This window comes from Bradyrhizobium sp. CSA207, from assembly GCF_029051685.1.
Lineage (GTDB): Bacteria > Pseudomonadota > Alphaproteobacteria > Rhizobiales > Xanthobacteraceae > Bradyrhizobium.
Genome location: NZ_JAACFT010000064.1, coordinates 1 through 22,847, shown reverse-complemented (window position 1 = coordinate 22,847; position 22,847 = coordinate 1). Strand labels below are relative to the sequence as shown.

The window sequence follows — 22,847 nt, the reverse complement described above, 5'->3', positions numbered from 1 at the left end:
CGTTGCCATAGGGATCCATGATGGCGATGACGAGCGCGCCGCGCTTGTACTGCGCGAGCTCGGAGGCCTCGGGCCGCTTCACCTTGATGATGATGTCGGCATCCTTCAGCGCATCCGCGCTGACGGTTGCGCCCGCCGCGGTGAATTCGGAATCCGGCAGGCCCGACTTCAGGCCGGCACCCGGCTCGACGGCAATCTCGGCGCCTAACGCCCTAAACTTCTTCACCGTATCGGGCGATGCGGCGACGCGCGGCTCCGCCGGATCGATTTCCTTGGCAACGGCGATCTTCATGAAATTGGGGCCCCCCGGCAGCGGTTCTTTTGTCTAGTGGGAAGGATCTGGAGAAATGTCAGCGCCCCGGCCGAAATGGACTTCCTACAGAGCGGGCCATGAGGAATGACGAGGTGGCGTCATCGATGTAGGACTAGGAAGCTGCAGGGCAGGTCTGCAACGCCAAATCCGACTAGGGTATGATCAAAGATGAATAGCGATCCGGCCCACGAGCTGTCCTATCATTAGTCTTGACAATAAGCGTCACGATCGTCGCTCCCTGCGTTTCTAGGTCTGCCGGCATGCGCTACTATTTCTGCAAATTCTATCCTCCTCGGCCCGACTTTATGACCACCATGACCGATGACGAAGCACGGTTGATGAAAGGGCATGGAGAGTATCTCCAATCGCTGTTGGTGCTCGACAAGGTCGTGGCTCACGGTCCCGTCGATGATCACGGCGGAGGCTTCGGCCTGTCCCTATTTGCGATCGAGGAGGAAGGTGAACTGGACGGGTTACTTCGAAGTGATCCTATGATCCGGGCCGGAACAGGAGCGAGGTACGAGCGATTTCCAATGAAGCACTTGCGCTGGCAAATCGGCTGATCTGAAGTTGATTTCCGGGGCTAGGGCACATCTGACCGCCTCGAATGGGCCGCAACGAGTCGCGTCTTTTTATTTCGCCAGAAACGAGGCGGCGTGAAGGACAAATGACAGATCAAACATCTCAGCTAGGACAGAGTCGCACCAAAGTCGGGGTGCTGAAGATCGTCATCTATAACCCGAAGAAGAATTCGTTCGGTCCACGAATGATGGCAGAGTTCTCCGATTCCATTCGGTTGCCGGACCGGACAGCGTCCAGGATCTCGGTAGGACCGATCCGGCGCTTGGGTTCGAAAAGGTCACGTGGGCATCCCGGCGACGAGGAAGATCTGAAGGAGCCAGGGTGCTGCTCGCAACCGCCGCTGGCAAGCACGTCACGGAGCAGATACTAGCGCTCGACGGAGGCGTCACCTCTGTCTAATCGGCACCCGGTCCAGGGGAACGATCGATCACCCCACTTCCAGGACCCGATCATGCCCTTAAGTCCCCGGCCGGCGGGCGGGGACTTTTTGATTTGGTCTGAATGCCTTCATCTTTAGGTGCGCAGAGCAACAGAGTTCGCTGCAGTTTGTTAGAGGATAGAGTGATGAAGGTCTTAGTGCCGGTAAAGCGGGTGGTCGATTACAACGTCAAGGTCCGCGTCAAGGGCGATGGATCGGGCGTTGAACTCGCCAACGTCAAAATGTCCATGAACCCGTTCGACGAGATTGCGGTCGAGGAAGCGTTGCGCCTGAAGGAAGCCGGCAAGGCGACCGAGGTCGTCGTGGTCTCCATCGGACCGGCGCAGGCGTCGGAGACGATCCGCACCGGTCTGGCCATGGGCGCCGATCGCGGCATCCTGGTGAAGGCCGAAGGCACCGTCGAGCCGCTCGCGGTCGCCAAGATCCTGAAGAAGGTTGCGGACGAAGAGCAGCCGGGCCTCATCATTCTCGGCAAGCAGGCGATCGACGACGACAGCAATCAGACCGGCCAGATGCTGGCCGCGCTGCTCGGCTGGTCGCAGGCGACCTTCGCCTCGAAGCTCGAAGTCGAAGGCTCCGAATTCAAGGTCATCCGCGAAGTCGACGGCGGCTTGCAGACCGTGAAGCTGAAGGGACCGGCGATCGTCACCACCGATCTCCGCCTCAACGAGCCGCGCTACGCCTCGCTGCCCAACATCATGAAGGCGAAGAAGAAGCCGATCGCGGACAAGACCGTCGCCGATTACGGCGTCGACGTTACCGCGCGCCTCGAGGTTCTCAAGACGACCGAACCGGCGGGCCGCAAGGCGGGCGTCAAGGTCAAGGACGTCGCCGAGCTGGTGTCGAAACTCAAGAACGAAGCCGGGGTGCTCTGATGACGACGCTTCTGATTGCCGAACACGACAATGCGTCGCTCAAGGATGCGACCAACAAGGCCTTCACCGCGGCCGCCGCGCTCGGCGCGGACGTCGAGGTTCTGGTGGCCGGCCAGAACGCCAAGGCCGCGGCGGACGCCGCTGCCAAGCTCGCCGGGGTGAAGAAGGTGCTGCTCGCTGACGGCGAGGCCTATGCGCATGATCTGGCCGAGCCGCTGGCGGCGCTGATCGTCTCGCTGGCCCCGTCCTATGACGCGATCGTCGCGCCTGCGACCTCGCGCTTCAAGAACGTGATGCCGCGCGTTGCGGCGCTGCTCGACGTCATGCAGGTCTCGGAGATCATCAAGGTCGTCGCCCCCGACACCTATGAGCGCCCGATCTATGCCGGCAACGCCATCCAGACGGTGAAGTCGAAGGACGCCAAGAAGGTCATCACGGTCCGGACCTCCACCTTCGCCGCAGCGGGCGAAGGCGGCAGCGCGAGCGTCGAAAGCGTCGCGACGGCCGCCGATCCCGGCCTGTCGACCTTCGTCGGCGAGGAAGTCGCCAAGAGCGACCGTCCCGAGCTGACCTCGGCCAAGATCATCGTCTCCGGTGGCCGTGCCATGCAGAGCCGCGAGAATTTTGCCAAATACATCGAGCCGCTGGCCGACAAGCTCGGCGCCGGTGTCGGTGCCTCGCGTGCGGCGGTCGACGCCGGCTATGCGCCGAACGACTGGCAGGTCGGCCAGACCGGCAAAGTGGTGGCCCCCGAGCTCTACGTCGCGGTCGGCATTTCCGGCGCGATCCAGCATCTGGCCGGCATGAAGGACTCCAAGGTGATCGTCGCGATCAACAAGGACGAGGACGCGCCGATCTTCCAGGTCGCCGATTACGGCCTCGTCGCCGACCTCTATCAGGCGGTTCCTGAGCTCACCGACGCACTCGCGAAGCTCGGATAAGAACAAGTCCACCGCAAATGCGTCGACCGGGATGCCTACTCTCTTCCCGGTCGGCTCCTCGCTTGCAGCGCTCTAAGGGAGCCGAAAATGCCCGAATTCAGAATCGTTTCACTCAGCAAGGTCAAGCTTAGGGTCGCCATAGAAGGGGACGGACCGCTGGTTGTCTTCGTACATGGCTTTCCAGAGTCCTGGTATTCTTGGCGGCATCAGATGCGGCCCGTATCCGAGGCGGGATACACCGCTTGTGCGATCGACGTCCGTGGCTATGGCGGATCGGACAAGCCCCTTCCGGTGGAAGCTTACACCCTGGAAGAGCTTAGTGGCGACGTGGCAGAGCTTATTGAGGTGCTAAGACCAGGAGAGCTGGCCGTCGTTGTCGGCCACGATTGGGGAGCCCCCATCGCTTGGACAACTGCGCTCGTACACAGTCGAAAGGTTCGAGCTGTGGCGGGATTATCCGTACCGTACACCGGAATTCCGCAGCGCTCGCTTCGAGAAGTCATCGACGCCTTTTATACGAGCAAGGGACGCTTCTTCTACCAACACTACTTCGCTGCGGAGGGTGTTGCGGAGAAGGAGCTGGAGGCAGACGTCTCCCGGAGTCTTCGGCGCTTCTACTTCGCATGGAGCGGCGAAGGAGGAAATAGCGCCTGGCCGACCGACAAAATCCTAGGAGATAAACTCTTCGACAGGGTGGCAGATCCCGTAAAGGGGCCCTCTTGGCTCAGCGAAGCTGATCTGGAGTACTACACTGGTGAATTCGAGAGATCCGGCTTCCGAGGGCCACTTAATCGTTACCGCAACCACGATCGTGACCACGCTTTTCTCCAACGGTTCAGCGGTAAGCGAATTGAGCAGCCATCGCTCTTTATCGGAGGGGAACGCGACGCTGTCCTTTCGATGTTCGGCAAGACCCTCCCGAGGATGCAAGAGGCCCTGCCCGACCTTCGAGGAATGGATATATTGCCCGGATGCGGCCATTGGACCCAGCAAGAGCGCCCCCGTGAAGTAAATAGCCGATTGATCGCTTGGCTGCGAGATGTCGACTCCCCCTCCCGAACCAGCGGCTAAAATCATTGCGCCCGATTTCAGCAGCGGAAAGTCCGATCATCTGATCTCGATTATGGCTCGCACGTGGTGAAAATGACGCCGAAGCAAAGGCTGCCGCCTCTGAGTTCTATTTTAGTACCTTATGGCTCAAACATCGCTGAAAGTACTGGCCGAGCCTGGGATCATGGACGTCCGGCTCTAGGCAGAAAGACCACAAAACATGCTGACTATGCGCGGTTAGCGCTTCGAGCACGCACTCCGGCTCGCGTTAGTTCCTTATCAGAATGTTTACAAGAATGGCGCATCAATGCTGCGTGGCTGGAGCAATCATATGACCAAGCGAATTACTGTCACCGCGTTTCTCACGTCCGTCATTTCGATACTTTCCGCTGCTATCGTCACGGTGCTTCTTCTTAACGCGCTCGGCTCGTTCGAGCGGGTGAAGACCGCAGATCGGCTGGCTGCGGTCGCTCAGGCCTCGGCGGCGTCGTTCAAGGCCCTTCACAATCTCCGAACCGTGCGCGCGTTGACGACGGGCATTCTGGATGTCGATGCTCCGGTCGAAACCGTCCTGGCGGGCTATCTCGCGAAGACAACGGAGGCCGAACACACAGCATTGAACTCGCTGTTGGAGGTACTACCGCGCGTAGAATTCCCAGGCGAGAACCCGGCGCGGTCTTTGGTCTCTAAAGCCGGCGAAGTCGCCGAGCTCGAGAGTGCGTCGTTCGAAGCGATGAAGCGGCCGAAGGCGGAACGACCTGACGGATTGGAAAGTCGATACTCAGAGGCGAGCTTGGCGCTTTTCACCCGACTCGAAAACCTCGGTTCCGATCTCGCCGCTCTTGCAAGCCATCAGGATGCCGTAGTCGACCAGATGCTGGCTTTGAAGCAAGCAGCTTGGCTTCTCCGGAATTCCGGCGGCGAAATAACGTCGTTGGTTTCGCAAAGCGTGGCAGGTGCTCGTCCCTCTCTGGCCGACCAGAAGAGATACGACAGACTGCTCGGAAACGTGCAGATGGCGTGGGCGTCGATCGACGGCTTGGTAGCCAAGAAACCGCTTGCTCCGCGTATAGTCGAGGCGATCGCGGCATCGCAGCAGGGCTACTTCGAGCCGAGTTACGTTGCACTCCGCGACCGGCTGTTCAGCGCCCCTCTGCAGGGCGAAAAGTCGGAGATGGCAGTCGCTCAATGGATCAATTCCAGCTTGGCTCGACTTACTACGGCCGTCGCCCTGGCCGAAGGGGCCCTGGACCTCGCACAAGAACATGCGGCCGTCCAGCGCGCCGCTGCCATGCGGAGCCTCGCTCTTCAACTGCTGCTCTTGTTTGGCGCGGCCGTCCTCTCGACCGGGGCCATCGTGGCGGTGCGCAGCATCGTGATCAAGCCTCTGGCGACAATTCGGGACGCAATGCTGGAGCTCGCTGCAGGAAACCTTTCAGTGGAGACGCCGTTCGCCGGAAGGCATGACGAGATCGGAGCATTGGCTGGCGCGCTTGCGACGTTCAAGACGAGAGGCCTGGAGCAGGCGCAGATCGAGGAGGACCAGCGGAACGGACGTGCCCGCGCACAGAATCGTCAGAAGACGATCGAACGGAGCATTTCCACCTTCGAGGCAGGGATTTCGCTGGCGCTATCCTCCCTCAGCAGAGCGTCCAGCGACATGAAGCAAACCTCGGTCGGAATGTCGTCCACTTCCAGTGAGATGAGCGCCCAAGTCAGGCTCTCGGAGACGACCTCGCAAGAAGCATCGCTCAACGTCCAAGGGGTCGCCGCTGCAACGGAAGAACTCAGCGCGACGGTCGCGGAGGTCGGGCGTCAGGCCGCGCAGGCTGCCGACATCGCGAGGCGAGCCGTCCAGCAAGCCGACCGCAGCGACCAAACAGTCCAGGGTCTGGGCGAAACCGCAACTCGCATCGGAGAAGTGGTTGGACTCATCAACAACGTTGCGGGACAGACGAACCTGCTGGCGTTGAACGCAACAATTGAAGCCGCCCGAGCTGGCGAATCCGGTCGAGGATTCGCCGTGGTTGCCTCCGAAGTGAAATCACTAGCTGCGCAGACGGCTAGGGCCACGGAGGAAATCTCGGAGCAGATCGCGGACGTACAGAGAGCCGCCCGGGATGCGACGGAAGCGATCAAGGCCATCGGAGAGACGATCGACGAAGTCAGCCGGGTGGCCCACGCGATCGCGGCGGCTGTTGAGGAGCAAGGAGCGGCGACTCGGGAAATAAGCCAAAATACCCAGCTGGCCGCCGAAGCCACGAAGGAGGCTTCCCGGAGCATCAAGGGCGTAACGATGGGGGCTGACGCTACGGGCGCAGCGGCGACGAAGGTGATGTCTGCTGCGGAAGTGCTCGAATTGCAGGCAAGACAGTTGCGCGAGGAAATCGATTCCTTCATGGGCGAAATTCGGGCGGCCTGAAGGTTGGAGTAGAGCACCGGGACGTGCCGAAAGACTTGTCGGAGCGGCCCCGACAGCGCCGACACCATCCCGTGAATGCCACCCGTTGGATCGACTTGCCATTTCACAAGCCGCTCATGATCATTTTCCCGACCGCCGACTCGCTCGCGAAATAGCCGCTGTATCTGGGCAAGCTACCGGGCAGGTCCAGCACACGGCGGTGATAGAATATATCCATCCGAACCGGCGGCAGCCGGGCCTCGGACTCGAAAGTGCTGACCGGGATGAACATCACCTTGAACGGCCAGACGCCCGCGACCTCCACAACCGGCTTGCCGCAAGTCCGACATACCCCGCGATTGAAGTTCGGCGGCGGACGATATTTCCTGAAGGAAATATTGCCGGCGTTATTCAGCACGACATGCTTGGCGCGAACGGCGACCACATCCGCGAACGGTTTGTCGTTGAACGCCTGGCAGATCAGACGATGGCACCTGAACCTGGCTCTGGGGGACGTAGACACCTCGAACGAGCAGGCGCAGCATGCAGGACGCACCCAGCCGGCCCTATCACCACGGTGATCTCCGTCGGGCGGTTATCGAGACGGCGTTGGACCTGTACCGCCTGATGTATAGCGCGGAGGAGGGGCAAGCGGCGGCAGCCGGGTGGGGACTCATCCACGGTATGACCATGCTTGCGATCGATGGGCTGTTGGTGTCCGAAAAGGTGGATCGGCCCCGTTGGATGCGGCCTTGAGCACGCTCCTGGAAGGGCTGGGGAACCGAGCGACATGTAGCTGCGCAGCATAATATTCGCTGTGGCGTAAAGCGGCCGTACGCCGAAACCGTACATCGCTTGATTTGCCAATTCCCTTCGGGTTTAGCGCTGCATGCAGCCTGGGGCAAAGCTCCATTTGCACGACGTCGCCCTTGGCGGACGGCTGGTCAATCCTACAAGCAGGAACGCGTTGCCGAGGCCTGCCATAATGACGCCAGCGCGCAGCATCCATGCCCTCCTGCATGAACACTTGATAGACGGCTGCCGCCGCGTCGCTTGGCGTCGAGGGGCACTCCAAGAGCGTAAGCAGCAACTGACTAGGACCCAGACAGCACGGCCGTTAGACCCCCGTCTACGCAAAGTATCTGACCGGTGATGTGCTTGCCGGCATCGCTGGCAAACAGCACGGCCGCGCCTTTCAAATCGTCATCATCGCCGATGCGCTCCAGAGGCACGCCTGCCGTCAGCTTGTCCATCCCCACTTGCTCGATCGTGCCCTTCGTCATCTTCGATGGAAACATGCCGGGCGCCAATGCGTTTACCGTTATGCCGTAACGGCCCCAGCCGCCAGCGAGCGCTCTCGTGAAGTTCACGACGGCGCCTTTGCTGGTGTTGTAAGCGATAGTCTGAGTGGTGCCGCTGCTGCCACGCAGGCCAGCGATCGAAGCCAAGTTGATAATCCGGCCGTATCGGTTCGGGATCATCGAACGTTTGCCGATCTGCTGGCTTAGGAGGAAGAGGGAGCGGACATTGAGGTTCATGACCTTGTCCCATGCATCGATGGGGTGATCCTCGGTCGGAGCGCCCCACGTTGCTCCCGCATTGTTGACGAGGATGTCGATCCGTCCAAGTTTTGCGAGCGCAAAGTCGACGAGACTCGAAATGTCATCGTCTTTGGAGTTGTCCGCCGCGATCCATTGCGTACGGATCCCGCGCTTCTCCAGGTGTTCCTGCGCCTTCTCGAGATCTGAACTCTTGCGGGACGACAACACGAGTTCTGCTCCCTGTTCGCCCAAGGCCTCTGCGATTTGAAGCCCAAGACCCCGGGAGCCGCCGGTCACGAGGGCTTTCCTGCCAGTAAGATCGAACATGCTCTTCAAGCTGACCATTGTGAGACCTTCCGTGTGTTTGTTTAGATGCGTCTGCGGTGAACTGGGATCGCACGAGCGTTTCGCTGTTGACCAAGCGTACCAGTCGTTCCGCCAATGGCGGACTGGCATCAGAGGAGAACGCCTGCCGATTTAGCAATTGACTCTAACGGAGATTTAACATACTATATAGTCAGAATGTTACTGAAAAAAGCTAAATCAAAACTGTGGCTTAGCGGTACCAAGCATAGATGGCGGCCGCCGTTTCCGCACACGCCTTCCCTGCTGAGCAACGAAGGAGCAAGAAACATGGTGCGTGATAGCGCCTGTGAGCTGGTTGTCTTTGGCGCTACCGGCTTCACCGGGCGGCTCGTTGCCGAATATGTCGCGAAGAAATATGGAAACACAATCAGATGGGGAATGGCAGGCCGCGATATCGAGAAACTCGCAACTGTTCGCGCCGAGATTGGCGCGCCCGACGATACTTTGCTGATCAAAGCCGATTCTGAGGATGAGATCGCGCTGCGAGCGCTCGTCGAGAAGACACGCGCCGTGATCTCGACGGTTGGCCCATTCCAGGTTTATGGATCGAAGCTGGTCGCTGCGTGCGCCCGTGCGGGTACCGACTATCTCGACCTGAGTGGCGAGACCGTCTGGATGAGGAGGATGATCGACGCGCATGAGAGTGAGGCGCGATCGAGCGGGGCGCGGATTATTTTCTCGTGCGGATTCGATTCCGTGCCGTTTGAGCTCGGCGTGTTTTTCCTTCAGGGTGCGGCGAAGAAATCTTGGGGCAAGGTGGCCGAGCACGTGAAGGGCCGCGTGCGGGTGATGAAAGGGACGTTCTCGGGAGGAACGGCAGCCAGTTCGCGGGCGACGATAGCGGCGGCGGGCGATCCACAGGTGCTCGCCCAGCTCAAAGATCCTTTCTTGCTAACTCCGGGATTCGCTGGCCCCAAGCAGCCGAACGGATTGAAAATCGAATTTGACGAAGAACTCGGCGCCTGGGTGGCTCCCTTCATCATGTCAATGATCAACACCCGCAACATCCACCGATCCAACGCGCTGATGGCGCATCCCTACGGTACCGACTTCGTCTACGATGAAATGATCGTAGCGGGGGTTGGAAAGCACGGAGAAGCATCGGCCGCCAAAATCGTTGAGGAAAACCGATCGTTCGGCGGTGAAAGCAGTCCGAAGCCGGGCGAGGGACCATCGAAGGCCGAGCGCGAGGCGGGTTGCTACGACATTCTGTTCATCGGGCGCAATAAGGAGCATGGCAAGATTTCCGTCGCGGTTCGAGGCGACAAGGATCCCGGCTACGCGTCGACCTCAAAGATGATCACGGAGTGCGCCATCTGCCTCTTGCAGGACGCGACTGACGTTCCGGCCGGCATCTGGACACCTGGCGCGGCGATGGGTGAGAAGCTGATCTCCCGGCTTGTTCAGAACGCCGGGCTCACTTTCGAAGTTGAGCAGGGATGATGCAGCTCGAGTTGCAGGTGAGATTTAGCCAGAAAATGAAGCGCATGGCCGGCGGAACCGGGGGGTCTCATGGAATGTGGTCTAACCCTGCTACTCGCTATCGAGTACCTTCCAGATCTGAACGTCGATGAAATCAGAGAAGGTCAGCTCCTCGCGCTGACGTTCGGGCTACCTTTTGCAATCATCGTGCAGCTTGTTCTTTGGCTTGCGCTGTGACGCGGCCGCGTGCGGCACTTCGAATGCTTTCTGCCTCCCCACATCTCGAATTCGTTGCTGGAGGAGAAATTGTGCAGGTTCGTGGAAGATGGCATGCTGCGGCGGCCGGTCGCTCCCGACCGGCAATCGAAACATTGCGAATACGTTCTGACGCCGCGTCAATTTTCTTCCCACAGCCTTTTGGTCCGCGGTCTTCACGCAGAAGCCGGGATGGAGCTCGCAGTCAACCGATGGCACGGTCTTCGACGGCATTCCGATTTTGCCGCGATTACAGCGAATTAGTCGCCCGCGAGATCGGAAAGCCCTCCTGCGGAGCGCGGGTAAAAAAAGTTCGAGCTGATCGTCCTATTCGCGATGTCCCTCCGTCCACGAGGTGGATGTCTTCGTGCTGAACTCGCGGCCGCAAACGCGAGAGTAATCGGCGGAATGCTTTGATCTCCCAGACTGGCCCGGGACCTCCGATCTCGGGCCTCTTTTTCTGACCGAAAGTGTAACTGCTGCTCAACCCTTGCGGTCAGAGCCGCGACTTGAGGGCTGGATCGACGGGATACTCTAGGCGCGCTGTTTGACTATCTTGCAACGGCGATAGCAATCCCGGAATACGGAACATCGACGGCGGCGGCGACGACCTTGCAGTTGCCGAATCAGTCTCGCGTAATCTGGCTGCCGACGTCGGCCGCATCTAATGGTCGGCGCTGATGGTCTCGATTGGCTTTCCGAGCACGGTCGGAGCCGAGCTCTTAGGCTGCCATTGCGCCGGTTCGACCGAACCCAGCCCGGTATGTCGCGTCCCCGACTGTCCGGACCTTGGCATAGTCCGATGAAACAAAAGAAGCTGGCTGGTAGCGAGAGCCGGCGAGATTCTAGCAGGCAAATCTCAACGATTGTGTTGCGCCAGCAAAGAGATGTTGGCGGAAGACCGAGACAAGCTGCTTCACCCCAAGGCCGAATATCGGCTGGGCGGCTTCTAGAGGTCCACTTGACGGTTGTGTAGCAGGTTGACGTAACAACAAGGCCCAATTGGTTCTAGCCTACACGGCTCTCCTACGACATTTTACCGTCTGGAGCGTTCGCGAGGTACGAAGGCGAATGCAATCCCACGCCGCTCAAAATAAGACTCAAGTCTGTCTATGACGCCCGTAGTCGCTCCCCGATCAAATTTGACGGTGTCTGGATTCACGGAGTGCCAAGGATACGCACTTGACAACCAAATCTCCGTCTGGGGCTTAAAGGACGAGGGATCGTCGAGGGTTCCGGCGTGAAGCATCTGAACGTTCGAAACCTCCGGCCAGTGCAGTGTCACTTGACTGCCGCACTTCGCGCAAAAGCCACGCCGGAATGGCTGTCTCGTACCGCCCGTTACCTCGTAATAGGCAGGCTCACCGCTAAGAAGTCGAAACTTGTCAGCGGCTACTATCATGATAGCCCCGAATGCACTGCCACTTGCACGTTGGCAATCTCTGCAATGACAAATTAGTTGCACAATCGGTTCCTCCGTACATTCGTACCGGATGCTCTGACAAGCGCAGCCTCCTGCAATCACCATAGGGGTCTCCTTGCGCTAGTACTGTGGACCTCAAACCTGGCCCTTGAGGGTTTTAATCCGCCGTCTTCGCGCGCCAAAGACACAGCCGGAATGGAGCGGCTCGCAGCGGCAGTCGAACGTGAGTGGCGCGACACTAGCTTCCCCGAGATCGCCGTAAGTCGCTCAATAGAGCAGCTTGATGCAGAGCAGGCTGAAGACGCCGATGAAAAGCGAGGCAAGAGCGCCCAAGAGGGCAGGGCGAAAGCCCCTTCGTCGCAGTTTTGCCAAGTCGGTATGCATTCCCATTGCGCCGAGCGCGACCGTCAGCAGGAAGGTCGTCAACCACATTAGATTCGATTTCATCCCCACGGGGATGGTGATGATGCTGTTGATAAAGGTAGCGGCGATGAAGCCTAGGACAAACCAAGGTACCGCAGGCGCGCGCGTTGACCCTTCTGCCGGTTCTTGGTCCGCCCCGCTGCCTGCGTCTCTTCGGGACAGCAGATCCATCGCAAGCACAAGCGGGGCGAGCATCATGACGCGGGACAGTTTTGCGATCGTGCCCATTTCGCCCGCGACTTGCCCCTGTTGAAACGATGCTGCAACTACCTGAGCAACTTCGTGAACGGAGGAGCCGGTCCAAAGGCCGAATTCGCGAGCATCGAGATGCAGAAGCGCGGGCAGAAACGGAAAAAGGAACATGGCGATGGTCCCGAAGATGGTGACGCATGCAACGGCATAAGTCACATCCTCCTCCTTTCCGCCCACGACAGCGTTCGCTGCGACCACCGCCGACGCGCCGCATACAGAGGTTCCGGCGGCTATAAGTTTGGCGAGCTTTTCTTCCACGCGCAAGAATCGTGCAGCGTGCACCGTGAAGATGAAGGTGCACGCCAGCGCTGCGGCCAGAATGACCACACCCATCGCACCTAACGTCACGACCTCGGCAAAAGTGAGCTGAAGGCCGAGCAGGACAATGGCGAGCCGGAGTAATCGCCGCTGGCAGAACAGAGCGCCGCCTTTCATCCAGCTTGGCTGACTCGCGACATTATTGAGGGTCATCCCGATTAGCATTGCCAGCATCATCGGACTGATGACGGACAGGAGCGGGAAGGCTCGCAAGCCACCAGCTAAGACTGCAATCAGGGAGGCAGCAATTAACCCTGGCGCCAGAGCGGCGGTGCGATCGGCCCATGATTTGAACGCTGAAGATTTGATCTTCGAAGCGGCTTCGGGCGGCTTCCCCAAATCATTCGTATACCTTGTGTCCAGCAAGAGCGGCCCCCGGTGTGGATGCAAGACAAAAATGTCGGACGATCAGGCCGCCTGCCAGGATAGCGTGGCGGCCCGGTTGATTTGAGTTTGGGGGCAGGTCGAGGACCCGATAATCCGGGTAACCTCACCACTTCTCCGCGTAGGGGCGAAGTTCATAGTTGAAAGACCATGCCGACCGCGGTTGATGCGTGATGTGCCAAATCTCATCGGCGATCGCCGCCGGGTCCGCAAAAAAGTCTTCGGGCTTGTCGTGATACATCTTGCGCGCCCACGGTACGTTGATGACCGCATCGATCATCAGGAAAGAGACATGGACGCCCTTGGGGCCAAGATGCCTCGCGATCGATTCCAACAGGATGCGCTCGGCGGCCTTTGTGGGCGCGAACGCGGCGAAGCTTTCGACTCCACGATAGGCTGAGGTATTGCCGGTGCCGATGATGGCACCTTTTTTCGCGTCAATCATCGAGGGAGCCACCGCTCGGGCCAAGTAGAGCAGCCCCATTGTGTTGACTTTGAAGTTCGTCTCGAGGATCGCGGGATCCACTTCCAGGAAGTTTCCGAAGGCTCCTCCGACTGCGTTATGGACGGCGACGGTTGGCGGACCGAAATCACGGGCGATTTTTGCTACAGTCTCGTTGACCTGGCCCTCTTGCGTGACGTCGCAGATATGGGCAGAGGCGTCCGGCAGCTCAGCTTGCAGCTTCGGAATGCGCTTCTCCGAACGCGCGAGGAGGGCGACGTGATAGCCGCCGAGAGAGAAACGGCGCGCGAGCGCGCTGCCCGTGCCGGGGCCAACGCCGGTAATGATGCAGACTGGTTTTGTCATGATCATGCCTGCCCTTTTACCGCGGCTTCAACGAACGGGAGCCGATCGTTTCCAAAAAAGATTTCTTGCCCGACTCGAAAGGTAGGCACGCCGAACAGGCCTTTTTCTTCCGCGGCCTTATTGCGTGCCTTCAGCTCTTCGAATGTCTCCTGGCGAGCCATCAAGTCGATGATCTCGTTCGCGGGAAGGTCGCTCTTCTTGAGAAAATCCCTCAAAATCTCGGTGTCTCCGAGATTGAGCGACTTGGCGTAGAGGCCGTCGAACACCTTGGGCACGAAATCGGCGATTACGCCGAGCTTGATCGCCGCAATTGCAGCACGGAGCAGGAAACTGAGGTCGATGTGCCGGAAATTCGGATTGTGCTCCCACCCAACTCCGTACTGCTTCACCCAACGCTGCAGGTCAGTCTTGACGTACTTTCTTTTCGGCTGACATTCCAAACTCGTCGGACTGTTGCCGACGGCCTTCATCAGATCGAGCACGCTTGTCGGCATGAACTCGATTGAAGCCTTCGTCTCAGTTGCAAGCTTTCCGAGCCGCGACTGGGCGAGGTAGCTGTAAGGGCTACCGAAGTCGAAATAGAATTCAATCTGCTTGGTCATCCCTGGTCCTCTTCCCTTGTCAGGTCGTTCGTTTTCGCTCGATTTGGCTTCGCTCGATCTGGCACCGAAAGATTGCTGAACCGAGCTTTCATGTTTGTGTATCTCATTGGTTTCCAAGATGAAAATAAGCCATTCCTCCCTCTATAAGAAACTTATTGACTAGTAAGTAAGTTAACTGTAAATGGTTATCGGTGTCAACTGGGTGGCGCGTCGAACACAGACGCAGACTTCGCTGGGTTATGAGAATGGGTATTTCAACCGGATTGCCGGGGATCAGCCACCCCAACGGTGGTGCTCTTGAAGGCGGGGCTTGCGCCTTTACCGGTGCATTCGGATCCGTCGACACTTTACCTTGCGAGTCGACTGATAATACGTTCGAGCGCATGAAAAAGCGCAAGAAGCGACTGACAAACTCTGAACATCGCGAGCTGAGTATGGCGGCGGTGATGGCTGCTGCCGAGTTTCTCTTCGTCACCCAAGGCTACACTGGCACGACGACCGAGAGGATTGGCGAGCTGGCCGGCCTGACCAAGGGTAGCGTGTATTTCTATTACGGCAGCAAGGAGGGGGTGCTCCTCGAGCTGCTCAATCGGGTGCGGGCCAACGTTCTGGTCCCCTACGTGCAGTTGCTGCGAGACGAAAGCCGCTCTCCTGTTGAGCGGATGACGAGATTTCTGGAAATGACCGGTAAGGTCGCTCTTGAACATCCGGGATCGATGCTGCTGCCGATCGTCGTCTCGATCGAGCTGGCGGGGACGGAATCCGAAGCGGGCCGCAGAGTAAAGGCTGGCTATAATCGCATCGCAAAAGAGGTCGAGCGTGTTCTCGAGTTGGGGCAGTCGTCCGGAGCGTTCCGTTCTGACCTGAGCAGTGGCGATATGGCTCGGCTTCTGATCGCAGCCAGCGACGGTATGATGCTCGAGTGCCTTCGTCAGAATCTCCGCGTCCATGTTCAACGTCTCGTTCGCGCGCTGCAGGCGGTCGTACTTTCTGGTCTCGAGCTCGTATCGGAGTCGCCACGAGACATTGATGTCGCGGACGGTCCTTCCGTTATCAGCGTCTTGCGCGGCAACCTTCACGACCACGGATAACAGTCAGCAATTGTGACGACGGAGTGTGACCATGGCTCAAGCGGCGCTCGCGGGTGAAATCACCGAAGAGGCAAATGAGATTGCGCTACAAACTCGAGTCAAGGCGGGTGGCACGCTAGAAGATATCAGCGAGATGACACCCCGCTATCGTGACGTGCTTGTCGCGACCATGTCGATCGCTGCCGATCTGGAAATCATGACGTTGCCTCTCGATTTCGATGCAATAGCGTTCGCGCCCGGAATCAATGATCGAATTGCCATCACGTCTGCGCTGCAGGACGAGATGGGTCATGCCCAGGTCATGTTTCGCATGCTCGAGGATTTCGGCTTCGATGCCTATCACCAGGTGTTCGAGCGCGATCCTAAAAATTTCAAGACTTTCTTCTTGCTGGAGTTCGGCAACAGGGACCCGATCGATACCGCACTAGGTCATCTTGTTGGTGATCAGGCGGGATATATTACGACGTGCGATCTCGAGGAAAATTGTTCGTTCGGCCCCTACAGCCGATCGCTGCGGAAGGTCAACTTCGAGGAAAATTTTCACGTCAAGCGCGGCGAGTACATGATCCGCCACTACATGCAGCAGGGCCCCGAAATAAGGAAGCGTGTCCAGGAAGCGATGGATTTCTGGTTTCCTTTGGGCGCCGAGTGGTTCGGAGCGACGGACGACGTAAAGTCCAGGACGGATCAGCTCCATTATCGGATCCGCGGCAGCAGCAACGATCAGCTCAGGCAGATCTGGATGCAACGGCTCGTTCCCTTCTGTGAGCAGCTTGGTTTGAAGGTGCCGGCTCACTTCGACAGCGAAAAGGGCATTTACGTTTTGGATTACGAAATGCCGATTCTGCTCGACTTGGAAACCCGGAAGTGGGATTTCCGCAAGGTGACGTGGGCTGAGAAGTTGGCGCAATGGAAGAAGGGCGGGCCGATCAAACTGCCAGGTCTCACTCGTATGCAGACGGAGCTATGGGGGCAAGACCTATGGTGAGCGAGCAGGACGTTCGCGAGGCACTTCGTTCGGTGAATGACCCGCATATTCCGGTCAGCATCGAGAGCATGGGAATGCTACGTGGAGTTAAGGTATCGGAAACTGGTGTGGTCGATGTCGAACTCGCAATTCCGTGCTTGGCTTGTCCTGGCGTGTCGATGTTAACGCAATCGGTCAAGGCCGCCGTGGGCAGTCTGGAAGGGGTGAGCGACGTCAACGTTGTTGAGGGGTGGCATCACGACTGGACCACACAATCCATTGAGCCCGACGCACGACAACTCATGCGCCGCTTTGGAATACAGGTTTAAAGGTGCGACGATGAAGAAGGTCATCGACAGGCGATTGGAATTGGGGGGAGACAAGCCCGAATTCTATGAGGTATTTGCGCGCCGAAATTCCGCAGAACCGCTCACTCATATCGGTTCGGTCGAGGCCCCCAACGAAGAATTGGCGGAAGCGCGCGCTTGGTTTGTTTACGATCACGATACTTGGAGGGAGATGTGCATCGTTCCGCTTTCGACAATTGTTACGATTACGGAACGCGGCAGTAATTCGAAGGTGAAGGTGGTGTGATGGCCGACGATAATTTAATCGGACAGCTCTCCGAAACGGACCAGTGCCTGCGGGACGAGTTGTATTGCGTCGCAGATGCCAAACTGGTGCTTGCTGGCTGGTATATGTTGGTGTTGCAGAACGGCCGCTCCATCGCGGACTTTACTTCCATTTGCGCGATGATGCAGGGGCAGTATGGGCACGCCCGCGCAATCTATCAGCATCTTGGTCGTTTTGGCATCACGCGAGAAGAGGCGGAGTGGACGCGCGGTGCAAAGGATATTCGGTCGCCGAAGCTGCTCGACCGGCCGCCGCAATCATGGTCTGACTTTATCGCTACGATATTCATGGCTGAGCAGGCCATTTCAACGCAGTTGAGCGCCTACAGAACGATCCCGACAGACAGGACCTTGGCTCGCCTCGCTGACAAGGTCCTAAAGGAATCGCGTTTCCATCTCAGTTATTCCGTGGGTTGGATCAAGGCACTACGGAAGGATTCGGCGTCGACCGTCGATGAAGACGCGCGGCGCCGCCTGGTCGAAGCTTTGGATTGGTGGGGCGACACTGACCAGCCTGACATGCTTTTTTCGGGCGGCTATCGGGATACGCCGGATTCGAAGCTTCGCGATCGCTTCCTTGAAGCGGTCGGTGCAACCTTTGATGTTCCAGGCGGTATTGCGAGCCCTGGCAAGTCGTGGCAGCGGTCTATCCGCCGCAATGGGAGTCCAGGAATCCCGGAGAATCTGTTCGAGCGAATCCGTTTCAAGAATCGCGAACTGGCCCTTCCGTGAATCGGGTCGAGCCGAGCTTCGAGCTGCCGCTTGATGCCAGCAAGGTCACTTGCCCGCACTGTGAGAGCCGCGCGGTCGAGGTCGAATCGCCCTTCGGCGGTAGCGTTTCGGAAGTGTTGTTCCGATGTGGGCAATGCAAGTCGTTCTTTCACTGGGTAAAGTGGCAGCCTGAGCTACCACCGGACTAACGTAAAGCAAATTTCAAGAGCAGCACAAGCTGCCATGAACGCAGAAGAAAGGGAGGATCATCGTGCTCGATCGAGCTATCGCTATATCTGACATCCTGAGGACGGCGTCGCGTGCGATGCCGCAAAGGACCGCGATCGTAGATGAGGCAGGCTCTCTGAGCTATTTCGAATTCGACGCGGACGTAGACCGCTTTTCTCGCGCGCTTAGCAAAAACGGGATAGGAGCGCGCGACCGGGTCGCTTATCTGCTCTGGAATCAGCGAGAGCTCCTCATTTCCTACTTCGCGATTGTGCGGCTCGGTGCGCTGACCGTTTCGCTGAATTTCCGTCTGACCCCCGAAGAGCTATCGTATCAGCTTGTGGCGGCGGAGTGCAAAGCGATCATCGTGGACAAGGATCTCGCCGAACTGGCATCGAAAGCGATTTCCATCTCCAAACTCTCGATGCTTCAGATTGTGGCCGGTGCAGATGCGCAGCCTCGCCAGCTTGCTTTCGCCGATGCTTTGCGAGGCGCTGCTGAAGACGTCGTAAACGTCCCGCCCGTTAGCGCCGACGATGATAGCGGCATCTGGTTCACCTCGGGCACGACAGGCCGGCCAAAGGGTGCGGTAGTGAAGCATCGATCGGCGGTTGCCGCCGCGACGCTCTGCGCCATTCAATTCGACTTCCCTGACGAAGTCAGAGCGTTGGCAGTAGCTCCTCTCTTTCATCGCGCTGCGGTAGAAAATATAGCGTTGCCGGTTATCATGCGCGGTGGGACAAATTTTCTTTTCAAGAAGCTCAACCCGGCTCAAACGCTGCAGTATTTGGAGAAGTACAGGATCAATGCTGCTTTCATCGTTCCCACGATGGCTTGGCAGCTTCTCCAAGAGCCATCAGCCGAAGGCAAGTCCTTGCCGCACCTCACGCACTGGCTTTCCGCTTCGGCGCCTCTGCCGCCGGTTCTTGCCGAACGCATCCAGCAACAATTCAAGCTGCCCAAGGGGGTCACAAATGCCTACGGCATTACGGAGATGTTGCTTGTTACAGCCTGCTCTCCGGCGATGCTGACCAAGAAGCCCGGCACCGCCGGGCTGCCGGCGCCGAATACGCAGATAATCATTCATGATGAGGTGCGCGGGATTCTTCCGAATGGTGAAATAGGGGAGATTCTTGTCAGCGGACCGACGGCGTTTTCTCACTATTTGAATAACGAGCAGGCGACGCGGGAAGCGATCGTGAACTTGAACGGAACTGCCTGGTATCGGAGCGGTGATCTTGGGTTTATCGACGCTGACGGATACCTTGAGATCAAGGACCGCAAGAAAGACATGATCATTTCCGGCGGCGAGAACGTCTATTGTGCTGAAGTTGAGTTGGCGTTGATCCAGCATCCATTAGTCTATGAAGTTGCGGTCGTCGGTGTCCCCGACGAAAAGTGGGGCGAAATTGTTGTCGCCGCGATCGTTAAGGCAACGGACGCCCTCGTCGATCTTGATGAGATCGCGAAAAGCTGCTCGTCGTTGGCGAGCTACAAGCGGCCGCGTGAGGTCATCTGCCTTGAGACACTGCCGCGCAACACCTTCGGTAAAGTGCGTAAAGATCTGGTTCGGGCGATGGTTCGCGAGCGGCTCGAGTTGTCGAGACGGACGCTTCGCGCTTCCTAGTCAAGCTGGCTGGCCGTCTGGCAGCAGCATGAGGTTTCAGAAGATAGCTAGTTTCACTTAATGGGGTGATGCCGTGTCCAAAATGTTCAGGCCTGCTTTTGCACTGATGCTGTTGGCGCTGGGGTCAACCGCATATGCCGCTGATGCTCCGGGGTTGACGCCGTCTGAGATCAAGGTTGGGGGAGTCTTTCCTTTCAGCGGGCCCGCGTCGTCGTATGGAATTATCGGCCGAGCCATTCTTGCTTATGTCCAGTCGATCAACGACCGCGGCGGCATCAACGGCCGGAAAATAAATTACATCGCCTATGACGATGCTTACAGCCCACCGAAAGCGGTGGAGCATGTTCGTAAGCTCGTCGAAGGCGATGAGGTCGCCTTCATGTTCGGTCAGCTTGGCACCCCGGGCAATACGGCGGTGGCAAAGTATCTGATGTCGAAACACGTGCCGGCCATAGCTATCGCCACCGGCTCGAATAAGTTCACCAATGTGGCGGACTTTCCGCTGACGACGACCAGCATAGTCAGTTACGATACCGAGGGAAAGATCTATGCCAAATTCCTGACCAAGACGCTGCCGGATGCGAAATATGCCATCCTCTATCAGAACGATGATCTCGGCAGAGATTACGTCAACGCTTTCAAGGCGATCCTTAAAGGCGACTTCGACAAGAAGGTCACCGCCATCTCTTATGAGGTTAGCGATCCGACAGTGGAGTCTCACATTGTGAGTTTGAAAAGTTCAGGGGCCGAGGCGCTGCTACTGGCGGGAACGCCAAAATTCGCGGCGCAAGCCATTCGCAAGGCTGCCGAGATTGGCTGGAAGCCGGCGATCCTGCTGAACTACCCCTCGAGTTCAGTTGGCGCGACTCTGAAACCGGCAGGCCTTGAAAAGGCGACGGGGGTGATGGTCGGTACGAACATGATAGATCCGACCGACGCGCGGTGGGCCAACGCCGAGGGGACGAAGAGCTATCTGACCTTCATCGACAAGTACATGCCTGGCGCCGATATCGCCGACTTCAATATCCTGTACGGTTACACGCAAGCCATGCTGCTCGAAGATCTGATCAAGCAGTGCGGGAACGATCTGTCCCGAGAGAACATCATCAGGCAGGCGAAGAGCCTGAAGAATCTGGCGCTGCCGACGCTGCTGCCCGGCATTAGCATCAATACGAGCGACAAGATCAACATGAACTACACGCAGATGAGGCTGCAGCGCTGGACCGGTACGCGTTGGGACCTTTTCAGCGAGGTACTCGATGCCTCCTCGGAGTGATTAGAAAGGGAAGGCCGGTTTTAGCGGACGGAGGCCATACGACGGCCAGTTGTGAACCTGCGTAGCCGGAAAGCGCCAACGCGCACACAGCCGAAGCTTTCACTGGCTGCAACTGCGTAGGCAGTCTCACACAGCGCGGAACGCCGACGCGTCTGAGGACTCCATCGTTATACGATATGTAGTCGGACTTGCCTTGCCGCAGCAGGTTTGAAGCGCGTCCACTCGGAGTTGATTAACAGCGAAAAGTATGCGTTGGCCGCATGCTTCTAAGAAACGACGGGGGACGAATCGGCTCGCGCGTCAGGATATCAGCTAATGCCGAATGTCATGGGACCGATCGGCGATCTCATTAAGAGTACTACGTCCCGAATGACGCTCATGATTGGGGATCGGTTCTTGTTGAAAAAGGCGGAATCATCTCGTTCGCGAAAAGACCGCCGGAAGTCGCGATCGCGAAGTGCCATATGAAGCTTCCTTCTCCCACAAGGGGAGAAGGTAACGAAGGAGAGACCGAATGGCTGATGCATTTATCTACGATCACGTTCGCACGCCGCGCGGGCGCGGCAAAGCCGACGGCGCGCTGCACGAAGTAACGGCGCTCGCGCTTGCGACCGTACCGCTGAAGGCGCTCAAGGAGCGCAACAACCTTGAACCTAACAGCATCGACGATGTGGTGTTTGGCGTAGTTGATCCGATCGATGAAGCTGGAGGTGACATTGCGCGGTTCGCCGCGCTGAACGCGGGCTTCGATAAGTCAGTACCCGGCATTCAGATCAATCGCTTCTGCGCATCTGGTCTCGATGCCGTGAACTTCGCCGCGGCCCAGGTGATGGCCGGCCAGCACGAACTCACCATCGGCGGCGGCGCGGAATCCATGAGCCGCGTCGGCATTATGTCGTCAGGCTCGGCATGGCCGACGGACCCGTCCATGGCGGTGCCGAGCTATTTCATGCCACAGGGTGTGGCTGCGGATTTGATTGCCACCAAATATGGCTTCTCGCGCGACGATGTCGATACCTACGCCGTTCAGAGCCAGCAGCGCGCAGCGAAAGCGTGGGAAGAGGGCCGCTTCAAGAACTCCGTGATTCCGGTGAAGGATATCAACGGCATTACAATTCTCGACAAAGACGAGCACATGCGTCCGGGCACGACGATGCAGTCGCTCGCACAGTTGCAGCCGTCGTTCGCGACGATGGGTGCCATGGGCGGTTTTGATGCGGTCGCCGTGCAGTCGCATCCGGAAATCGAAGCCCTGAACTACGTGCATCACGCCGGCAACTCGTCAGGCATCGTCGATGGCGCGGGCGCTGTTCTTCTCGGCAGCAAGGAAGCCGGCAAGAAGCATGGCCTCAAGCCACGCGCGAAGATTCGTGCATTCGTCAATGTCGGCTCCGAGCCGGCGATGATGCTGACCGGCCCAGTCGATGTGACGAAGAAAGTGCTCGAGCGTTCCGGTATGAAATTGTCGGACATTGACCTGGTCGAACTGAACGAAGCGTTTGCCTCCGTGGTACTGCGGTTGATGCAGGCGTTCCAGATCGACAGGGACAAGATCAACGTCAACGGTGGGGCGATTGCGATGGGCCATCCGCTCGGCGCGACCGGCGCGATGATCCTCGGCACAGTGCTGGACGAACTGGAGCGCACCAACAAATCCACCGCTCTTGTGACGCTGTGCATCGGCGGCGGCATGGGCACCGCAACCATCATCGAGCGCGTTTGAGTCTTTAGTACCCTCCCTAGAGGGCAGGGGAATCGCATGTCGGCGCGTCCAAGCTATTGCCAAGGCGAGAAAATTTGATTCTGACAGTGTCTCCTGACTCGAGAGGGGACTATTTTGGAGCGCTTCACGGAATGCTTTTCGTCGTTGGTCGATCCTCGGAAGAACCAAGCACAGCACGATTTGACAGAGATGCTGTT

General features: G+C 58.3%; 19 protein-coding genes and 2 pseudogenes. 14 read left to right on the top strand and 7 right to left on the bottom strand.

Annotation, left to right across the window (positions count from 1 at the left end; all coding sequences use genetic code 11):
- Positions 1-292, bottom strand: a pseudogene (locus tag GWG65_RS38630) (NAD(P)(+) transhydrogenase (Re/Si-specific) subunit alpha); the annotation flags it as partial.
- Between the two features lie 281 nt (positions 293-573).
- Here GWG65_RS38630 and GWG65_RS38625 point away from each other — a divergent pair.
- The 5 genes from GWG65_RS38625 to GWG65_RS38605 all read left to right on the top strand — a co-directional run bounded on the left by GWG65_RS38625 (position 574) and on the right by GWG65_RS38605 (position 6,622).
- A complete protein-coding gene (locus GWG65_RS38625; protein WP_275200629.1) occupies positions 574-876 on the top strand; it encodes a YciI family protein in 303 nt (100 codons plus the stop codon).
- 583 nt (positions 877-1,459) lie between these two features.
- The gene (locus tag GWG65_RS38620) at positions 1,460-2,209 is read left to right on the top strand and encodes an electron transfer flavoprotein subunit beta/FixA family protein (RefSeq protein WP_275200628.1); all 750 of its coding nucleotides are present in this window, start codon (positions 1,460-1,462) and stop codon (positions 2,207-2,209) included.
- The gene (locus GWG65_RS38615) at positions 2,209-3,150 is read left to right on the top strand and encodes an FAD-binding protein (protein WP_275200627.1); all 942 of its coding nucleotides are present in this window, start codon (positions 2,209-2,211) and stop codon (positions 3,148-3,150) included. The genes GWG65_RS38620 and GWG65_RS38615 overlap by 1 nt, the downstream gene beginning before the upstream one ends.
- A gap of 87 nt (positions 3,151-3,237) precedes the next feature.
- Positions 3,238-4,221 (top strand): alpha/beta hydrolase, encoded by a 984-nt coding sequence (locus GWG65_RS38610; protein ID WP_275200626.1) that lies wholly within the window; start codon positions 3,238-3,240, stop codon positions 4,219-4,221.
- A 310-nt stretch (positions 4,222-4,531) separates the two neighbouring features.
- Positions 4,532-6,622: a HAMP domain-containing methyl-accepting chemotaxis protein gene (locus GWG65_RS38605; protein ID WP_275200625.1), complete on the top strand. Its 2,091-nt coding sequence runs from the start codon at positions 4,532-4,534 to the stop codon at positions 6,620-6,622.
- A 103-nt stretch (positions 6,623-6,725) separates the two neighbouring features.
- Here the strand turns inward: GWG65_RS38605 and GWG65_RS38600 are convergent, their stop codons facing one another.
- Together GWG65_RS38600 and GWG65_RS38595 are read right to left on the bottom strand one after the other, a co-directional pair.
- Complete coding sequence (locus GWG65_RS38600; RefSeq protein ID WP_275200624.1) at positions 6,726-7,124, bottom strand: GFA family protein; 399 nt, start codon at positions 7,122-7,124, stop codon at positions 6,726-6,728.
- A 571-nt stretch (positions 7,125-7,695) separates the two neighbouring features.
- Positions 7,696-8,487, bottom strand: a complete 792-nt coding sequence (locus tag GWG65_RS38595) for an SDR family oxidoreductase (protein ID WP_275200623.1) — start codon at positions 8,485-8,487, stop codon at positions 7,696-7,698.
- Positions 8,488-8,775: 288 nt separating this feature from the next.
- Here GWG65_RS38595 and GWG65_RS38590 point away from each other — a divergent pair, with 288 nt between their 5' ends.
- On the top strand, positions 8,776-9,951 hold the full coding sequence (locus GWG65_RS38590; protein WP_275200622.1) for a saccharopine dehydrogenase NADP-binding domain-containing protein: 1,176 nt from the start codon (positions 8,776-8,778) through the stop codon (positions 9,949-9,951).
- Between the two features lie 794 nt (positions 9,952-10,745).
- Here the strand turns inward: GWG65_RS38590 and GWG65_RS38585 are convergent.
- The 4 genes and pseudogenes from GWG65_RS38585 to GWG65_RS38570 all read right to left on the bottom strand — a co-directional run.
- A pseudogene (locus GWG65_RS38585) lies at positions 10,746-10,951 on the bottom strand (ABC transporter permease); the annotation flags it as partial.
- Positions 10,952-11,875: 924 nt separating this feature from the next.
- Positions 11,876-12,967 (bottom strand): YeiH family protein, encoded by a 1,092-nt coding sequence (locus tag GWG65_RS38580; protein ID WP_275200620.1) that lies wholly within the window; start codon positions 12,965-12,967, stop codon positions 11,876-11,878.
- Between the two features lie 124 nt (positions 12,968-13,091).
- Positions 13,092-13,799 (bottom strand): SDR family NAD(P)-dependent oxidoreductase, encoded by a 708-nt coding sequence (locus GWG65_RS38575; RefSeq protein ID WP_275200619.1) that lies wholly within the window; start codon positions 13,797-13,799, stop codon positions 13,092-13,094.
- Positions 13,796-14,395, bottom strand: a complete 600-nt coding sequence (locus GWG65_RS38570; RefSeq protein ID WP_275200618.1) for a 2-hydroxychromene-2-carboxylate isomerase — start codon at positions 14,393-14,395, stop codon at positions 13,796-13,798. The genes GWG65_RS38575 and GWG65_RS38570 overlap by 4 nt, the downstream gene beginning before the upstream one ends.
- Positions 14,396-14,640: 245 nt before the next feature.
- Between GWG65_RS38570 and GWG65_RS38565 the strand changes: the two genes are divergently transcribed.
- The 8 genes from GWG65_RS38565 to GWG65_RS38530 all read left to right on the top strand — a co-directional run bounded on the left by GWG65_RS38565 (position 14,641) and on the right by GWG65_RS38530 (position 22,650).
- Positions 14,641-15,486, top strand: a complete 846-nt coding sequence (locus tag GWG65_RS38565) for a TetR/AcrR family transcriptional regulator (RefSeq protein ID WP_275200617.1) — start codon at positions 14,641-14,643, stop codon at positions 15,484-15,486.
- A gap of 31 nt (positions 15,487-15,517) precedes the next feature.
- On the top strand, positions 15,518-16,474 hold the full coding sequence (locus GWG65_RS38560; protein WP_275200616.1) for a Phenylacetic acid catabolic protein: 957 nt from the start codon (positions 15,518-15,520) through the stop codon (positions 16,472-16,474).
- Positions 16,468-16,782, top strand: a complete 315-nt coding sequence (locus GWG65_RS38555; RefSeq protein ID WP_275200615.1) for a metal-sulfur cluster assembly factor — start codon at positions 16,468-16,470, stop codon at positions 16,780-16,782. Before GWG65_RS38560 ends, GWG65_RS38555 begins: the two co-directional genes overlap by 7 nt.
- 10 nt (positions 16,783-16,792) lie before the next feature.
- On the top strand, positions 16,793-17,047 hold the full coding sequence (locus GWG65_RS38550) for a phenylacetic acid degradation b (RefSeq protein WP_275200614.1): 255 nt from the start codon (positions 16,793-16,795) through the stop codon (positions 17,045-17,047).
- Positions 17,047-17,817, top strand: a complete 771-nt coding sequence (locus tag GWG65_RS38545) for a Phenylacetic acid catabolic protein (protein WP_275200613.1) — start codon at positions 17,047-17,049, stop codon at positions 17,815-17,817. Before GWG65_RS38550 ends, GWG65_RS38545 begins: the two co-directional genes overlap by 1 nt.
- Before the next feature lie 250 nt (positions 17,818-18,067).
- Positions 18,068-19,651 (top strand): AMP-binding protein, encoded by a 1,584-nt coding sequence (locus GWG65_RS38540; RefSeq protein ID WP_275200612.1) that lies wholly within the window; start codon positions 18,068-18,070, stop codon positions 19,649-19,651.
- An 82-nt stretch (positions 19,652-19,733) separates the two neighbouring features.
- Positions 19,734-20,927, top strand: a complete 1,194-nt coding sequence (locus GWG65_RS38535; RefSeq protein WP_275200630.1) for an ABC transporter substrate-binding protein — start codon at positions 19,734-19,736, stop codon at positions 20,925-20,927.
- A 514-nt stretch (positions 20,928-21,441) separates the two neighbouring features.
- Positions 21,442-22,650: an acetyl-CoA C-acetyltransferase gene (locus tag GWG65_RS38530; RefSeq protein WP_275200610.1), complete on the top strand. Its 1,209-nt coding sequence runs from the start codon at positions 21,442-21,444 to the stop codon at positions 22,648-22,650.
- Positions 22,651-22,847 lie beyond the last annotated feature (197 nt).

Excerpts from the sequence above, each read along its gene's own strand:
- GWG65_RS38575 (WP_275200619.1), bottom strand. The coding sequence starts at position 13,799 with ATGATCATGACAAAACCAGTCTGCATCATTACCGGCGTTGGCCCCGGC.
- GWG65_RS38565 (WP_275200617.1), top strand. The coding sequence starts at position 14,641 with ATGGGTATTTCAACCGGATTGCCGGGGATCAGCCACCCCAACGGTGGT.
- GWG65_RS38570 (WP_275200618.1), bottom strand. The coding sequence starts at position 14,395 with ATGACCAAGCAGATTGAATTCTATTTCGACTTCGGTAGCCCTTACAGC.
- GWG65_RS38550 (WP_275200614.1), top strand. The coding sequence starts at position 16,793 with ATGAAGAAGGTCATCGACAGGCGATTGGAATTGGGGGGAGACAAGCCC.
- GWG65_RS38545 (WP_275200613.1), top strand. The coding sequence starts at position 17,047 with ATGGCCGACGATAATTTAATCGGACAGCTCTCCGAAACGGACCAGTGC.
- GWG65_RS38605 (WP_275200625.1), top strand. The coding sequence starts at position 4,532 with ATGACCAAGCGAATTACTGTCACCGCGTTTCTCACGTCCGTCATTTCG.
- GWG65_RS38610 (WP_275200626.1), top strand. The coding sequence starts at position 3,238 with ATGCCCGAATTCAGAATCGTTTCACTCAGCAAGGTCAAGCTTAGGGTC.
- GWG65_RS38595 (WP_275200623.1), bottom strand. The coding sequence starts at position 8,487 with ATGGTCAGCTTGAAGAGCATGTTCGATCTTACTGGCAGGAAAGCCCTC.
- GWG65_RS38620 (WP_275200628.1), top strand. The coding sequence starts at position 1,460 with ATGAAGGTCTTAGTGCCGGTAAAGCGGGTGGTCGATTACAACGTCAAG.
- GWG65_RS38560 (WP_275200616.1), top strand. The coding sequence starts at position 15,518 with ATGGCTCAAGCGGCGCTCGCGGGTGAAATCACCGAAGAGGCAAATGAG.
- GWG65_RS38555 (WP_275200615.1), top strand. The coding sequence starts at position 16,468 with ATGGTGAGCGAGCAGGACGTTCGCGAGGCACTTCGTTCGGTGAATGAC.
- GWG65_RS38530 (WP_275200610.1), top strand. The coding sequence starts at position 21,442 with ATGGCTGATGCATTTATCTACGATCACGTTCGCACGCCGCGCGGGCGC.
- GWG65_RS38535 (WP_275200630.1), top strand. The coding sequence starts at position 19,734 with ATGTTCAGGCCTGCTTTTGCACTGATGCTGTTGGCGCTGGGGTCAACC.
- GWG65_RS38590 (WP_275200622.1), top strand. The coding sequence starts at position 8,776 with ATGGTGCGTGATAGCGCCTGTGAGCTGGTTGTCTTTGGCGCTACCGGC.
- GWG65_RS38625 (WP_275200629.1), top strand. The coding sequence starts at position 574 with ATGCGCTACTATTTCTGCAAATTCTATCCTCCTCGGCCCGACTTTATG.
- GWG65_RS38615 (WP_275200627.1), top strand. The coding sequence starts at position 2,209 with ATGACGACGCTTCTGATTGCCGAACACGACAATGCGTCGCTCAAGGAT.